The organism is Roseobacter sp. HKCCD6576-2, assembly GCF_013179285.1.
GTDB classification, from domain to species: Bacteria; Pseudomonadota; Alphaproteobacteria; order Rhodobacterales; family Rhodobacteraceae; genus Rhodophyticola; species Rhodophyticola oceani.
Genome location: NZ_WVNW01000001.1, coordinates 365,287 through 379,100 on the forward strand (window position 1 = coordinate 365,287; position 13,814 = coordinate 379,100).

Below are 13,814 nucleotides of genomic sequence, written 5' to 3' on the forward strand. Positions count from 1 at the left end.
GCACTTCGGACGTGCCGGGAAAACGGCTGCGGGGCTGGGCCTCGCGGTTCCTCGATTTCGGGGAAGTTGGCCGCTATATAAGCGCCGAGGCGGTTGGAGGGAAGAGGCAAATGATGCGGATACTATTAGCGCTGCTGTTGGTGGCAGGGATCGCGCGGGCCGAGGGCGAGGCCGCTGGGGAGTTTGACTACTACGTGCTGAGCCTCAGTTGGACGCCCTCCTGGTGCGCGATCGAGGGTGATGCGCGCGAGTCCGAACAATGTGATCCCGGGCAAGGGTATGGGTTCACGCTGCACGGTCTCTGGCCGCAATATGAACGCGGCTGGCCGAGCTATTGCCCAACCTCCGAGCGGGCGCCCTCCCGCGCGATGACGGCGGATATGATTGATATCATGGGGTCTTCTGGGCTTGCTTGGCATCAGTGGCGCAAGCATGGAGTCTGTTCCGGGCTGTCGGCGACCGACTACTACGCCCTGTCGCGGGAGGCCTATGAGCGGGTCACCCGGCCCGATCTGTTGCGGCAGCTTGATCGCGAAGTGCGGTTGCCCGCCGCGGTGATCGAAGAGGCGTTTTTGGAGGCCAATCCCGCACTCGCGCCCGATATGCTGACCGTGACCTGTCGGGACCGTCGCATCCAAGAGGTTCGTCTTTGCTTCACGCGAGATTTGGAGCCTCGGCTTTGTGGCGATGATGTCGTGCGCGATTGCACACTTGCCGATGCGGTCTTCAGCCCAATGCGGTGATGCGTCCGCACAGGTCGACATCAAGCGATTGATTTAGAAGCTTTTCCGGGCTTTCAGCGCGGCGGAGATCGTCCCGTCATCCAGGTAATCCAACTCACCACCGATTGGCACGCCTTGGGCCAGTGAGGTCATCGTGACACCCGCTGCCTCCAACTCGCCGGCGATGTAATGCGCAGTTGTTTGCCCGTCGACGGTGGCGTTCAGCGCCAGGATCACCTCGGTGATCTGCTCGTCCGCCACCCGGTCCCGCAGCTTCGGAATACGCAACTCCTCCGGGCCAATCGCATCCAGAGCGGAGAGCGTCCCGCCCAAAACATGATACCGCCCCGCAAAGGCTTGACCGCGCTCCATCGCCCAAAGATCGGCCACATCCTCGACCACGCAAAGCTGCCCATTGGCCCGTTTCGGGTTGCTGCAAATCTCGCACAGATCCGAGGTGCCAATATTCCCGCAGTTCAGGCATTCCCGTGCCGAGGCGGCAACATCGGCCATCGCTTGCGCCAAGGGCCGCATCAGCGCGCCGCGCTTCTTGATCAGATGCAGCACCGCGCGCCGCGCCGAACGAGGCCCGAGGCCGGGCAGCCGGGCCATCATATCGATCAGCGCTTCGATCTCGCGGGTGCTGTCAGACACGGCTTACATACCCGGCATCTGCATGCCTGGCGGCAGGCCGAGGCCTTCGGTCAGCTTGGCCATTTCCTCTTGGCTGCGCTCTTGCGCCTTGGCTTGCGCGTCTTTGATCGCCGCCAAGATGAGGTCCTCAACCACTTCTTTCTCCTCGGGGTTGAAGATCGACGGGTCAATCTCCAGCCCGATCAACTCGCCTTTGGCGGTCGCCGTCGCCTTGACCAGCCCGGCGCCGCTTTCGCCAATCACGGTGATGGCGTTCAGGCTCTCCTGCATCTCGGCCATCTTGCCCTGCATTTCCTGCGCCTGTTTCATCAACTTGGCCATATCGCCAAGCCCGCCCAAACCTTTCAGCATCCACCGCGCTCCTTCTCATCCATCAAGTGTTGGCACCGACATACGCCGCGCGACTGCGCCAAACAAGGTCGGACCTGTTGACAGAATCGGCCTGCTCCGCGACCCTTTCAACAGCAAAGGCACCCGCTTTGGCACCTCAGCTGACGATCGAAACCCTGACGGCGTTTGTTAGAAGAGGATGTGCCAATGCGCGCAATGCTTACCCCTGCTCTGATCTTTACTCTCATCCCGTTCGCAGGGAACGCGACCGAGAACTTCACGCCTCAGGAACTGGTGCGAACCATGCAAGATGGCGGCGTGGTGATCTTCATTCGCCATGCGACCACCGAAACCGACTATGCCGATCAGGTCACCGCCGATCCGTTGGATTGCTCAACGCAACGCACGCTCAGCGAAGATGGTTGGCACGAGGCGGTCCAGATTGGCGAAAGCTTCGCCTATTTCGACATTCCCGTCGGCGAGGTGATCTCAAGCCAATACTGCCGCGCCTGGCAGACGGCTTGGCTGGCCTTCGGCGCGTATGAGATGAACCCCGGGCTCAATTTCGCCCCGGCTGAGGAGTATACCGACGCACAGATCGCGGAGATGCGGGAGGGGATGCTTGGCGTGATGCTGCCGGAGCTGGCACCCGGCGAAAACCGCATCCTGGTTGGCCATGACGACCCGTTTGAAGCTGCGACGGGCGTCTATCCTGAGCCGATGGGCGTCACCTATGTCCTCCGCCATGACGGGCAGGGCGGTTTGCAGATGCTGGGCCATATCATCCCTGATCGCTGGCCGGGCAGATAAAGCTAAGGTGGATGGGGCCTAGTCGTCTTCGAACGGGTCCCATTCGTCATCCACCTCCGGCAACGCCTCGATGGCGGCCTCAGCGGCGATCTCTTCGCGGGTGCGAATCTCGGTGATTTTCGCGCTTGGGAACGCGGCAATGACGGCTTGCATCATGGGATGCGCCTCGGCTTCGGCCTTGAGCGCCGCGAGGTCCGCGTTTTGCTGTTCCTCTATCGTCTCGCCACCGCCCTCGGCGACCACCGACACGGCCCACCGGACCCCGGTCCAGCCTTTCAGGCTCTGGCCAAGCCGCTGTGCCAGATCGGCAGGGGCGCGTTCGGTCGGCTCAAACTCGATCCGGCCGGGCTGATAGGAGACCAGACGCAACGTGGTCTTCACCTCAACGAGCAGCTTGATGTCGCGGTTGGCCTCGATCAACGCCACCACGCTTTGGAAGGTCGGGTAATGCGCAAGCGCCGTTTCCGACATTTCGGCCACAGCCGGCTGCGCCCCGCCACGCGCTGTGGGGCCAGAGCGGCTTTGAGCCTGCGGCCCCGTCGGCGCGCCCGATGGGGCAGGCGTGGATTGTGTTGCCGCACTGGGGGCCGGCGCGGGTGTATTGGACAGTTTTCGCAGCAAATCTTCCGGGCTCGGCAGATCGGCGACATGGGTCAGCCGGATCACCGCCATTTCGGCGGCCATCATCGGATTGGGGGCGAGCGCCACCTCTTCCAACGCTTTCAAAAGCATCTGCCACATGCGTGAGAGAACCCGCATCGGCAGTTTCTCGGCCAGGCCTTGCCCCCGGCTGCGCTCGTCGGGGCTGATCGTCGGGTCATTGACCGCTTCGGGTGTGATCTTGATCACCGACAGCCAATGGGTGATCTCGGCCAGATCGCGCAGCACCGCCATCGGGTCGGCGCCATCGGCATATTGCGCGCCAAGCTCGTTCAGCGCCCCCGCCGCATCGCCCGACATGATCATCTCGAACAGGTCCAAAACCCGGCCACGATCCGCGAGGCCCAACATCGCGCGCACCTGATCAACGGTGGTTTCTCCCGCACCATGGGAAATCGCCTGATCCATCAAACTCATCGCATCGCGGACGGAGCCCTCTGCCGCGCGGGTGATCAGCGCCAGCGCGTCTTCGGAAATCTCCGCATTCTCTTTACCCGCAATTGAGCTCAGATGGGCGATCATCACCTCGGGCTCAATCCGCCGCAGATCGAAGCGCTGGCACCGCGATAGGACGGTCACGGGCACCTTGCGAATTTCAGTTGTCGCGAAAATGAACTTCACATGCGCAGGTGGCTCTTCCAACGTCTTCAACAGCGCGTTGAAGGCGCTGGTCGAGAGCATGTGCACTTCATCGATGATGTAGATTTTGTAGCGCGCCGAGGCGGCCCGATAATGCACCGAATCGATGATTTCGCGGATGTCGCCCACGCCTGTGCGCGAGGCTGCGTCCATCTCCAACACATCCACATGCCGCCCTTCGGCGATCGCCTGACAGGGTTCGCATTGGCCGCATGGCTCGGTGGTGGGGCCGCCCTCGCCATCGGGGCCAACGCAGTTTAGGCCTTTGGCGATAATCCGGGCGGTGGTGGTTTTGCCCGTTCCGCGAATGCCGGTCAGGATAAACGCCTGCGCGATCCGGTCGGCGGCGAAGGCGTTTTTGAGCGTTCGCACCATGGCGTCCTGCCCGATCAGATCGGCAAAGCTTGCCGGGCGGTATTTTCGCGCCAGAACCTGGTAACCGGTGTCTTGGGTGTCGGTCATGGCTTCCTCATGCAGCAACCGATCTGAACCTATGCGGGCATGCGCCTGGCGTCCACTGGATTAGAGGCTCCAGAGGATCGCACCCGTCAGAACGGTGGCAGTGGTGAGGATGCTGGCCAGCACGGTGAAGGAGCGCGTGGGTTGCGCTTCAGCATCAGTCTGGTTCAGGCGTTGATAGGTTTTCAACGCTTGCCGTCGGGCCGCCCAAAAAATCAGAATTGCAGCAATCAGAAAGATCGTTGCGACCGCCTTTGCTGCCCATGTCGGCTCAAAGGCGCCAAAGACAGCCTTCAGACCAATAGCCACACCGATCGCGCCCATACCGGTGCCCATCCAGGCGGAAAACGTGCGCTCATTTGCGAGAATCGTCCGATCCTCCGCCCAATCCGTCCGCCTTTTGGCCATGTCTTCGGGTTCACTCATATCTGGATAATAGAAGCGAGCTTGCCGCTGTCGAGGGGTTCCGCTAGGATCAGCCTTGCCGCTAGGGGCGGCATCCAGATCCGCGGAAAGCTGTCATCGGCCCCCCCTGATACGACCATATGACAGACCTTCTCGGTCTTTCTCATGCCCGAAGCAGCGGATCGGCGGGCCAATGGATGAGGAAGCCGATGACAAAATCCATCGAACAGTTGCGCCGCGATGCCAAGGCGTTGAAGAAAGCCCATGATGCAGGCGACCGTGAGGCCTGGGTCCGCGTGAACAATTACCGTCCCCGGCCCGAGGGAACCGAGCTCAAACTCGCCGATTACCTGCATGTGGTGGCGCGCGAGAACAGTTTTGCAAGCTGGCCCGCGTTGAAACTCGCCGTCGAGACCTTGGGGATGGATAAGGCCGCCAAACGGCAACGGTTGAAAGTCGCGGTGCATCACGGGCAGGCGCATGTGATCGAAAAGCTCCTGGGCGATACGCCGGATTTGGTGGATGGCGATTTCGGCCTGGAGATTGCGCTTTATCATCGCGATGCGGTGGAGGCTGCGCTTTGGTCCGACCCAAGGCAAGCGACGGCCAAGGTTGGGATGGCGCCGCCGATTGTGCAACTGGCGCAATCTCGGATGATCCATCTCTGGCCTGAGCGGGAGGCGGATATGTTGGCGATTGCCGATATGCTCTTTCAGCGCGGTGCCGATGTGAATGCGGGCATGCCGTCCTATGAGGGCACCGACCACATGTTGTCGGCGCTCTATTTCGCGATTGGGCACGCCAACAACATGCCGCTTGGTCGGTGGTTGCTGGAACATGGCGCGGACCCCAATGACAACGAGTCGCTTTATCATGCGACGGAGCTTGGGCATCATGATGGGCTGCGGATGCTGCTGGAGCACGGGGCCGATCCGAAAGGCACCAATGCGCTGCTGCGCGCGATGGATTTCCACGACCATGGCGCGGTTGAGATGCTTCTGGCGCATGGCGCGCGCGCTGATGATTTCGATGGCACCCATGTGGGCGGCGAAGCGCCCTGGGTCGTGCCCGCCTTGCACCAGGCGGCGCGGCGAATGTCGGATCGGCGGATGATCGACATATTGCTCGACGCCGGGGCCGATCCGGCGCGGGTTTATGAGGGGGGCAGCGCCTATGGCTACGCAAAGGTGTTCGGCAACGCCGATCTGGCCTCCGCCATTCGTGCGCGCGGCGCGGTGCCTGATTTGACGCTAGAGGAACGACTTCTGGCCATGGCGGCGGAGGGGGATATTCCTGCCGGTGTCTATGTCGACCCAGACAAGCTGCCGGACGCCTATCGCAACATCATCCGGATGATCCAGCACCTGCCGGGCAAGCTTCCGCATGTGCAACGGTTGGTGGCCTTGGGTGTCGAATATGATCGCCCGGATACCGAAGGTCTGACCCCGGTCCAGCTTGCCGGCTGGGAGGGGTTGCCGGAGATGATGGGCTATTTTATCGGCCTCAAACCCGATCTGAGCCATGTGAACGGCTATGGCGGGACTTTGCTGAGCACCATCATCCATGGGTCTGAAAACTGTCCGGAACGGGAGAGCCGTGATTATCTGGGATGCTTGCGATTGGCACTGGACGAGGGGGTGGCCCTCCCGAAACGCGCGATCGAGTTGGCGGGCGAGCCGGATGTGGCGGAGTTCCTGACGGATTGGGCCGAGCGCTACCCGGGCCAGGTCGTTGAACACGGCGTCGCCTGACGGGGTTGTGCTGTGTTAGCCTGCCCTCAGAACGATGTTTTGGGGGCAGGCATGCAACTGAGCCGCAGAACGATATGGATCCTGTTGGCGATCTGGGTCTTGGCGATCGGTCTCTCGGATCTCTCGCTTTTGGAACCGGCCGAGGGCAGTGGGTTCACGCGGGGGATGAACCGGCTCACCGGGTTTTTGAGCTGGCAAATGGCCGCCGCGGTCACGGCACTGATCCTGTGGCTCGGAGTGCGGGATTTGGAGAGCGGGGACATGCTCCGGCGCTTAGGGCGCATCCCCGGCTGGTGGTCCTTGGGTCTGCTTGCCGTGATCGTGGCGCTGTTTGCGTATGGGTTTTTAATCGGCTGGAGTTAGCTTTGATGCCTCAAGAGCCCGGGCAGCCGCCGCAGCGGGTCTGAGGTCTTGCGGACCCGCGCCAGAATCCAAGCGCCTTCCAACCCCATCAACAGCATCTCCGCGGCGTCTTTGGCGGCTGCGGCACCAAGGCCAAACCGCTGGCCATGTCGCGCGACCTCGGCAATCCAACTGTCGAACAGCGCGGCGGATTTGGCGCGAAACGCATCGTTTTGCGGGCCTTCGAACAGCGTGGCCGAGATCGGGCAGCCATCCGAGTGGCCTGAGAGATCGAAGAGCTTTGCCAGCTTGTAACACAGCGTCGTCGCGCCGGTTGCGAAATCCGGTGCGGCATCAAACGCATCGCCAATGATCCGCATCATCTCGGCCGAGGCCCAATCGGCGGCAGCCAGCGCCAGATCGGACTTACCATTGGGGAAATGGTGATAAAGCGAGCCCTTTGGCGCGCCTGCTTGCGCCAGAATCTCGGCGACGCCCACGCCATGATACCCCTTCTGCCGAAACAGGAGCGCGGCGTTCAGGACCAGGCGGTCACGCGTCGAAGGGGCAGGGGGTGTCATAATTCTTCTTTTGACAGGCATAGACCGATTGGTCTAGAGGGGAGGTGGACCAATCGGTCTAATCCGTCAAAGGATCCGCGCAGATGACCATCGACATTCGCCCCGTCTCCGCCGGAGAAGCTGTGCCAACCCCGGTCACCTTCCGGTCCGGCACCGCCAAACTGTCCGGCACGCTGCACCATACCGCCCGCCCGCCGAAAGCTGTTGTGGTGCTCCATGGGGCCACCGGCGTGCCGCATGGCTATTACCGGCATTTCGCGGATTGGTTGGCACGGGAGAAAGGCATCGCCTGCCTGACCTATGACTACCGCGACTTTGGCGCTTCTGCCCGTGGGTCGGCGCGCGCCTCCAAAGCGACGATGGCGGATTGGGGGGTCCATGACCAATATGCCGCCCGGCAGGCTGCCGCGCGGATGCTGCCGGACGTACCGATCTGGGTGGTTGGCCATTCGCTTGGCGGGTTCATGCTGCCGTTTCAGCCTGAACCGGAACAGATTGCACGCGTGATCGCGGTGGCGAGCGGCCCAGTGCATACAAGCGATCATCCCTGGCCTTATCAGGCGCTCGCGCGGGTATTCTGGTTTCTCTATGGTCCGGTCTTGACCACGGTCTTGGGCTACTTGCCGGGCCAAGCGATGGGCCTGGGCGCAAACTTGCCTGCCGGGGTCTATTGGCAATGGCGGCGCTGGTGCACAACGCGTGGTTTTACGGCCAGCGATTTCGGTCGGGCGCTGCCGATGCCCGACTTCAACGCCGTCACGGCGCCGGTAACCTTCGTGGCAATGGATGATGATCAGTTGGTCCCGCCGCAAGCCGTGTGGCGGTTGATGCCCTACTATGCCCAAGCACCAAAACGACAAGTCACGGTTCGCGCCGCCGAGCACGGACTCGGCAAGATCGGCCATATCGGGTTTTTCCGGCGTCAGAACCGGGCGGTTTGGGAAACGGTTTTGGCGGCGAGACCAGGCGTGTGACCCTGCCCCCGGGGTCGTGGGACCGGAGACAGGGCCTGCCTCATCGCCGCATGCGCCCGCGTTTGTCTTTCGCGATGCTGCGGACCATCTTGCCAAACGCCTTGTCGCGCGCCCGGGCTTCGCTGAGCGTGGCGCTGTTACGCGCATCTTCGCGTTCCAGCTTGCGCCAACGGGTGAGCCTGGCGGGGTCGATCTCTCCGCTGGCGATGGCGGCCTGCACCGCACATCCCGGTTCGGTCTCATGCTTGCAATCGGAGAACCGGCAGTCTGCCGCCAGCGCGGCGAGATCGGAGAAGACAGCCTCAATCCCCTCGCTGGCATCGGTCAGACGCAAGGCCCGCATCCCGGGCGTGTCGATCAGCCAGCCGCCAAGCTTGGTTTGCGCCAAGCCGCGCGCGGTCGTCGTGTGGCGACCCTTTGCATCATCTTCGCGGATGCCTTGCGTGGCGATGGTGCCACCGGTCAGCGCGTTGGCGATGGTTGATTTGCCAACGCCAGAGGAGCCGAGAAGCGCCAGGGTTTGCCCGGCACGGCACCACGGTGCCAGCGCTTCCGCCGTTTCCGTTTCGTCAGTGGCGTCCAGTGCGATGGCAGTCACCATGGGAGAGAGCCGTTCGGCTTGCCTGCGATAGCTCTCAGGATCGTCCGTCAGATCGGCCTTGGTCAGAATCACCAACGGGAGTGCACCCGCCGTCGCGGCCAGTGCCAGATAGCGCTCCAGCCGGGGCAGGTTGAAATCGGCATTGCAGGAGGTGACGATCCCAAGCGTGTCGACATTGGCGGCAATCAATTGCCGGTCGGCGCCGGTGCCCGCGGCGCGCCGGCTCAGCTCCGTCGTGGGGCTGAGACGTCGAACCACACGGTTGATCGCCGGGTCGATCACCACCCAGTCGCCGGTGGCGAAGGCGCCGCTGCTTGATCCGGGTGGCAGGGTCAGAGTCAAGGCGCCCTCCGGCGTCAGCGCCGAAAGACGGTCTCGTGCCACCGTGGTGATACGAGCGACGGGGAGAGTTTCCGCTTCTTCCAGCGACAGTTGCGCCAGAAAACGGGCCGACCATCCGAGGTCGGAGAGAGAAGAATGGGTCAATGGTTTGAAGTCCCGAAAACACGTCAAAACGGGCAGAGGCCGGGTTGGACTCTGCGGATTTGATCGCCGGGCTTGAGGGCTGCCTGATTAGGCGGCGCTGGCCCGGATGAGGGTGACACTCTCCATGAGGCCTCCTGTCCGGTGTTTTCGATCTTTGGTCGCAAGGAGCGACCGGGGCGCATCGGACACCCGTGTTGCGGGTCCCGATATTGGTGAGAGGCTGGACAGCGACCCAAGCGGGTCTCGTTGTGGCTGCTTCCTTCCGGACCTGACCAGGTTGGCGAGGTGCTTGCCCGCGCCAACCTCTCAACGCTTCAGATAGGGTTTTTGTTGGAGAGTCGCAACCCATTGCGCCGCCTATGCGTTCCGGTGTTAGGATTGGACGTAATGCGAAGGGAGCGAACCATGCGCCTCAGAGATGCGCGCCGCAGTCGAAATGTCGTTGACCGGCGATTGCGCCGGGGTGGCGGAGCGGCCGGTATCGGTGATGTTGATCCGATCACTGCGTCAACCACGGCCGATCTCGCGCTACCCGACACCTTCGGAGTGGCGCGTCTATGATGGTGCTTCTCGCCAATTGCTGGAGTTCCAATCGGTTGCCGGGTGTGCCCTATGGCAAACCGCAAGAATGGTGGCCGCCCCCAGCCTTTTCCTGACCGGATTTTTGAAACACCGATCAAGGAAAGACAGACATGACAGACGTAAACGTAACGCTTGGCGCGGATGCGCTAAGCCTGAGCTGGCCCGATGGCGGCACAGCGGACTACCCCTATATCTGGCTGCGAGACAATTGCCCCTCGGGCCTGCATCCGGACACGCAAGAACGGATGGCAGATTTGACTCAGATGCCGGAGGCCCCCGTTGTGACCAAGGCGGAGCTGGCCGGGCCGGATTTGAACCTTGTTTGGGGCAGCGAGGTGCATCAGAGCCGATTCCCCCTGACGTGGTTGCAGGCCTTCCGCCCCGGCCAACCGCCGGAAGACCCGGCTGCCGCACCACCGGTTGTTTGGCAAAGCGATCTTGGGGCTGACGGCATTCCTCGGCATCAAGCCGACGCGATTGCCGGATCCGATGAAGCGCTCGCAGCTTGGATGCGCGATACCGGGCGGTATGGGATCAGCATCGTCGAAGGCGTCGCAGCGGCATCCGGTGCGGGTCGCGCGCTGGCCGAGCGGATCGGCTTCCTGCGGCGCACCAATTTCGGTGTCGATTTCGAGGTGGTGAACAAGCCGGACCCGAACAATCTGGCCTATACGGCGGTGGCGCTGCCGCTCCACACCGATCTGCCGAACCAGGAAGTGCCGCCCGGCTATCAGTTCCTCCACTGCATCGCCAATGAGGCGGAAGGTGGTGGATCGCTTTTCGCCGATGGCTATGCGATGGCCGAAGACCTCCGACAAAACGATCCGGATGCGTTCGACCTGCTCTCGACCATCGCCATCCCATTCCGGTTCCATGATGGAGAGACCGATCTGCGCATCCACCGTCCGGTGATCACGTTGGATCCGTCTGGCGCGGTGATCGAGTTGCGCTGGAATGCCCATCTGGCCGGTGTCTTCGATATGGAGCCGGGCTTGATGGTGCCTTACTATAGCGCCTACCGGGCGTTTATGCAGCGCACGCGGGATCCCGCATTCCAGGTGACGCTCAAACTGCAAGCAGGCGAAATGGTCGTGTTTGACAATCGCCGAGTCCTGCATGGCCGGCAGGCATTCGACCCCTCGACTGGGTTCCGGCATCTGCAAGGCTGTTACGTGGATCGCAGTGAGTTCGACGCCCGGCTTCGGGTACTTGCGCGGACGTGACAGACGCCCGGACGACTTGTGTCTCCCGGGTTCCGTCTAGAGGCTCTCAAACCAACTCCACGCATCGGCGGCAAAGGCGGGACCACCCTCATAAAACCAATGGGTATGGCTCGGGATGAAGATCAGCTCGAAGTCATGCCCGGCGGTGGCGACGACGGAGCCCGACAGGCGTGCTTGGGCCGGAACAAAAATATGATCTGACGTCCCTAGATACGAACGGATCGGCGGCGCCTCTTCAATTCGATGCATCCAAGCCGGATCAGGGTAACCGCCATGGCTGGCCACGCCGCGCCAGGGGCCTTGCACACGGTTGGCGACAACCTGTGCCATCTTTGCCCCGTTGGAATGGCCAAAGAGGAACAACCGTTCACGATCAATGGGATAGGTTGTTTCTGCTTGAGTCAGGACGTTATGAATAAAGGCGCCATTCGGTGCCTCGACGGGCCACCCGCTGAACGGCGCTTGGATAGCAATAAGCATCAACCCCTCGGCATCGGCCACGTCATCCCACATGTCGATCATCGACGCGGCATCTCGCCCAGCGCCGTGGAACAATAAGACGGTTGGCCGAGGGCCTTGGTCGATCACGGGCGCATAAACAACAAAGCTGCGCGGGACTGCGCCATTCAGAAGCCGATGGCGGACCGTGTTTCGGGTTTCTGGGTTATAGTCGAAATGATCCGGAATAGACGGGCGTAAATCTGGCCGATCTGTCTCGACAAACGTCCCATTAGCAGCGTCGGGGGCCGACAAGGTCATATAGCTGCGATCATCCTGGATCAGATTGGGGGTCACCAGAACGGCGATTGCGGCAAGAAAGGCTGCCCCAAGGAGAGCGAGGACAGCGAAATAGGTGATGCGCATGGATACAGGGCCAAATAGTTAAACCGACAATTGAAGAGATGCCTGGTAATTGTGAATAGAGTTGGGCGCCCCAATGACGACGTTGGGGCGCGTGAACGGGCGCTGCGGCCATCTTATCCTGGAGCGCGTTCGGCCCAACCGGCGAAGATGCGCTCCAGGAATACCACGATATAGAAGAGGAAAATCCCAAGTGCGGCCAAGGCGAAGAGCACCGCAAACATCAGCGGATAGTCTGCGTTAATCCGCCCGCTATCGAAGAGATCCCCCAGGCCGCGCCCGTGTGGCGAGACGATTTCCATCAGATTGGTGCCGATAAAGGCCAGTGTAACTGCGACTTTGAGCGCCCCGAAGAACTCCGGCAGCGTTTTTGGCAGCGCGATCTTCCAGAAGATCGTAAAATTCGAGGCCCCAAGCGAGCGCAGGATGTCGCGATATTCCGGCTCCAGCGTTGACAGTCCAATCGAAACCGAAACGGCGATCGGAAAGAACGAGATCATGAAGGCAATCAGGATCGTGTTGAAATCGTGCTGGCCGACAAAGATCAGTGCGACAATTGGCACAACAGTCGCTTTCGGGATCGCATTGAAACCGACCAAAAGCGGATAAAGACCCTCGCGTGCGACGCGCGAGAAGCCCATGATCATCCCGACCAGTGTGCCGAACACCACGGCGATGCCGAGGCCCGCGACAGTGCGCCAAAGCGTTTCCCAGCTTTTCACCAGGAACAGATCGCGGAACTGCCAGAATTTCGGCAAGAGATCCGAGGGGGAGGCCATGCGGAAATCGGGCAGTTGATAGACCCAGACCAGCCATTCCCAGATGGCTAGGACCGCGACGATGAACAGAACTGGCGAGGCGATTTTGCGGACGGTTTCGCGGCTCATTGCACGATCCCCTCTTTGGCCGATGCGGCGGGCGCGTGTTCGGCCAAGGGCTCATCCGGGCTACTGGCGCGGCCTTGCGCAACCTGAATTTGGTGGCGCAAGACGGCCAGCATCTCGACCGCTTTCGGCGTGTAAAGATCGTCCAATGTGCGCTTACCCTCGATATCCACATCCAGCACAAATTGCGCATGCGCCGGACGACCGGAGAGAACGACCACTTGATCGGCGAGGAACACACTTTCCCGCAGATCATGGGTGATCAACAGGCAGGTGAACGGCTCCTCTTCCCGCAGATCATGCATCGTGCACCACAGGTCTTCGCGGGTGAATGCATCGAGCGCGCCGAAAGGCTCATCCAAAATCAATACTTCGGGCCGATGGATCAGTGAGCGGCAGAGCGACGCCCGCTGGCGCATCCCGCCCGAAAGTTCCGAGGGGCGTTTTCCCTCGAATCCCGTCAGCCCGACCAGTTCAAGTAGATGCCGGGCACGTTCCAGCCCCTCGGCCTTGGTCATCTTGCTTTTGATGATCTCCAGCGGCAGCATTACATTCTGCAAAATCGTGCGCCATTCCAGCAAAACCGGGTTTTGAAAGGCCATGCCAACCGTGGGCCGGGGTGAGGTCACTTTCTGATTGGCGAGCCAGACTTCCCCCTCATTGGGCCGCATCAGGCCCGAGACCAATCGGGTCAGCGTCGACTTCCCGCAGCCAGAGGGCCCCACAACAGCCGTGAAGCTGTCTTTCGGCATTTGCAGCGAAAGCCGGTCTAAAACTGGTAGCGGGCCGGCGGCGGTACGATACGCGTGGGTCACCTCACGCAGCTCGATTTGGGAAGAAGATGTCATTG

General features: G+C 61.6%; 16 protein-coding genes and 1 other RNA gene. 7 read left to right on the forward strand and 10 right to left on the reverse strand.

Annotation, left to right across the window (positions count from 1 at the left end; all coding sequences use genetic code 11):
- Positions 1-110: 110 nt before the first annotated feature.
- Entirely contained in the window at positions 111-743 is a 633-nt protein-coding gene (locus GTF44_RS01840) for a ribonuclease T2 (RefSeq protein ID WP_253261127.1), read from the forward strand.
- Positions 744-776: 33 nt separating this feature from the next.
- Here GTF44_RS01840 and recR read toward each other — a convergent pair whose 3' ends face one another.
- Together recR and GTF44_RS01850 are read right to left on the reverse strand one after the other, a co-directional pair.
- On the reverse strand, positions 777-1,376 hold the full coding sequence (gene recR / locus GTF44_RS01845) for a recombination mediator RecR (protein ID WP_171557097.1): 600 nt from the start codon (positions 1,374-1,376) through the stop codon (positions 777-779).
- A 3-nt stretch (positions 1,377-1,379) separates the two neighbouring features.
- Positions 1,380-1,727 (reverse strand): YbaB/EbfC family nucleoid-associated protein, encoded by a 348-nt coding sequence (locus GTF44_RS01850; protein WP_171557099.1) that lies wholly within the window; start codon positions 1,725-1,727, stop codon positions 1,380-1,382.
- Between the two features lie 186 nt (positions 1,728-1,913).
- Here GTF44_RS01850 and GTF44_RS01855 point away from each other — a divergent pair, with 186 nt between their 5' ends.
- Entirely contained in the window at positions 1,914-2,516 is a 603-nt protein-coding gene (locus tag GTF44_RS01855; protein WP_216364842.1) for a histidine phosphatase family protein, read from the forward strand.
- An 18-nt stretch (positions 2,517-2,534) separates the two neighbouring features.
- On the opposite strand, the gene GTF44_RS01860 is transcribed toward GTF44_RS01855, so the two are convergent.
- Both GTF44_RS01860 and GTF44_RS01865 read right to left on the reverse strand, forming a co-directional pair.
- On the reverse strand, positions 2,535-4,277 hold the full coding sequence (locus GTF44_RS01860) for a DNA polymerase III subunit gamma/tau (protein ID WP_171557100.1): 1,743 nt from the start codon (positions 4,275-4,277) through the stop codon (positions 2,535-2,537).
- Positions 4,278-4,337: 60 nt separating this feature from the next.
- Positions 4,338-4,682, reverse strand: coding sequence for a YidH family protein (locus GTF44_RS01865; protein WP_253261128.1), 345 nt, complete (start codon positions 4,680-4,682; stop codon positions 4,338-4,340).
- A 206-nt stretch (positions 4,683-4,888) separates the two neighbouring features.
- Between GTF44_RS01865 and GTF44_RS01870 the strand changes: the two genes are divergently transcribed.
- Both GTF44_RS01870 and GTF44_RS01875 read left to right on the forward strand, forming a co-directional pair.
- A complete protein-coding gene (locus tag GTF44_RS01870; protein WP_171557104.1) occupies positions 4,889-6,430 on the forward strand; it encodes an ankyrin repeat domain-containing protein in 1,542 nt (513 codons plus the stop codon).
- A gap of 51 nt (positions 6,431-6,481) precedes the next feature.
- Positions 6,482-6,793 carry a hypothetical protein gene (locus GTF44_RS01875; protein WP_171557106.1) on the forward strand — a complete coding sequence of 104 codons (312 nt, stop codon included), beginning with the start codon at positions 6,482-6,484 and terminating at the stop codon, positions 6,791-6,793.
- On the opposite strand, the gene GTF44_RS01880 is transcribed toward GTF44_RS01875, so the two are convergent.
- Positions 6,790-7,353 (reverse strand): TetR/AcrR family transcriptional regulator, encoded by a 564-nt coding sequence (locus tag GTF44_RS01880; protein ID WP_171557107.1) that lies wholly within the window; start codon positions 7,351-7,353, stop codon positions 6,790-6,792. The two genes, GTF44_RS01875 and GTF44_RS01880, sit on opposite strands and share 4 nt — an antisense overlap.
- A gap of 83 nt (positions 7,354-7,436) precedes the next feature.
- Between GTF44_RS01880 and GTF44_RS01885 the strand changes: the two genes are divergently transcribed.
- Positions 7,437-8,327: an alpha/beta fold hydrolase gene (locus tag GTF44_RS01885; protein ID WP_171557109.1), complete on the forward strand. Its 891-nt coding sequence runs from the start codon at positions 7,437-7,439 to the stop codon at positions 8,325-8,327.
- Positions 8,328-8,367: 40 nt separating this feature from the next.
- Here the strand turns inward: GTF44_RS01885 and rsgA are convergent, their stop codons facing one another.
- Both rsgA and ffs read right to left on the reverse strand, forming a co-directional pair.
- The gene (rsgA, locus tag GTF44_RS01890; protein ID WP_171557110.1) at positions 8,368-9,414 is read right to left on the reverse strand and encodes a ribosome small subunit-dependent GTPase A; all 1,047 of its coding nucleotides are present in this window, start codon (positions 9,412-9,414) and stop codon (positions 8,368-8,370) included.
- Positions 9,415-9,624: 210 nt separating this feature from the next.
- Positions 9,625-9,723, reverse strand: an RNA gene (ffs, locus tag GTF44_RS01895) — signal recognition particle sRNA small type.
- Positions 9,724-9,819: 96 nt separating this feature from the next.
- Here ffs and GTF44_RS01900 point away from each other — a divergent pair.
- Both GTF44_RS01900 and GTF44_RS01905 read left to right on the forward strand, forming a co-directional pair.
- The gene (locus GTF44_RS01900; RefSeq protein WP_171557112.1) at positions 9,820-9,975 is read left to right on the forward strand and encodes a hypothetical protein; all 156 of its coding nucleotides are present in this window, start codon (positions 9,820-9,822) and stop codon (positions 9,973-9,975) included.
- A gap of 131 nt (positions 9,976-10,106) precedes the next feature.
- A complete protein-coding gene (locus GTF44_RS01905) occupies positions 10,107-11,219 on the forward strand; it encodes a TauD/TfdA family dioxygenase (RefSeq protein ID WP_171557113.1) in 1,113 nt (370 codons plus the stop codon).
- Between the two features lie 36 nt (positions 11,220-11,255).
- Here the strand turns inward: GTF44_RS01905 and GTF44_RS01910 are convergent, their stop codons facing one another.
- From GTF44_RS01910 to GTF44_RS01920, 3 genes are all read right to left on the reverse strand, one after another.
- Complete coding sequence (locus GTF44_RS01910) at positions 11,256-12,083, reverse strand: hypothetical protein (protein ID WP_171557115.1); 828 nt, start codon at positions 12,081-12,083, stop codon at positions 11,256-11,258.
- A 113-nt stretch (positions 12,084-12,196) separates the two neighbouring features.
- Entirely contained in the window at positions 12,197-12,967 is a 771-nt protein-coding gene (locus tag GTF44_RS01915; RefSeq protein WP_145212850.1) for an ABC transporter permease, read from the reverse strand.
- A complete protein-coding gene (locus GTF44_RS01920) occupies positions 12,964-13,812 on the reverse strand; it encodes an ABC transporter ATP-binding protein (protein WP_171557116.1) in 849 nt (282 codons plus the stop codon). The genes GTF44_RS01915 and GTF44_RS01920 overlap by 4 nt, the downstream gene beginning before the upstream one ends.
- Positions 13,813-13,814: the final 2 nt, after the last annotated feature.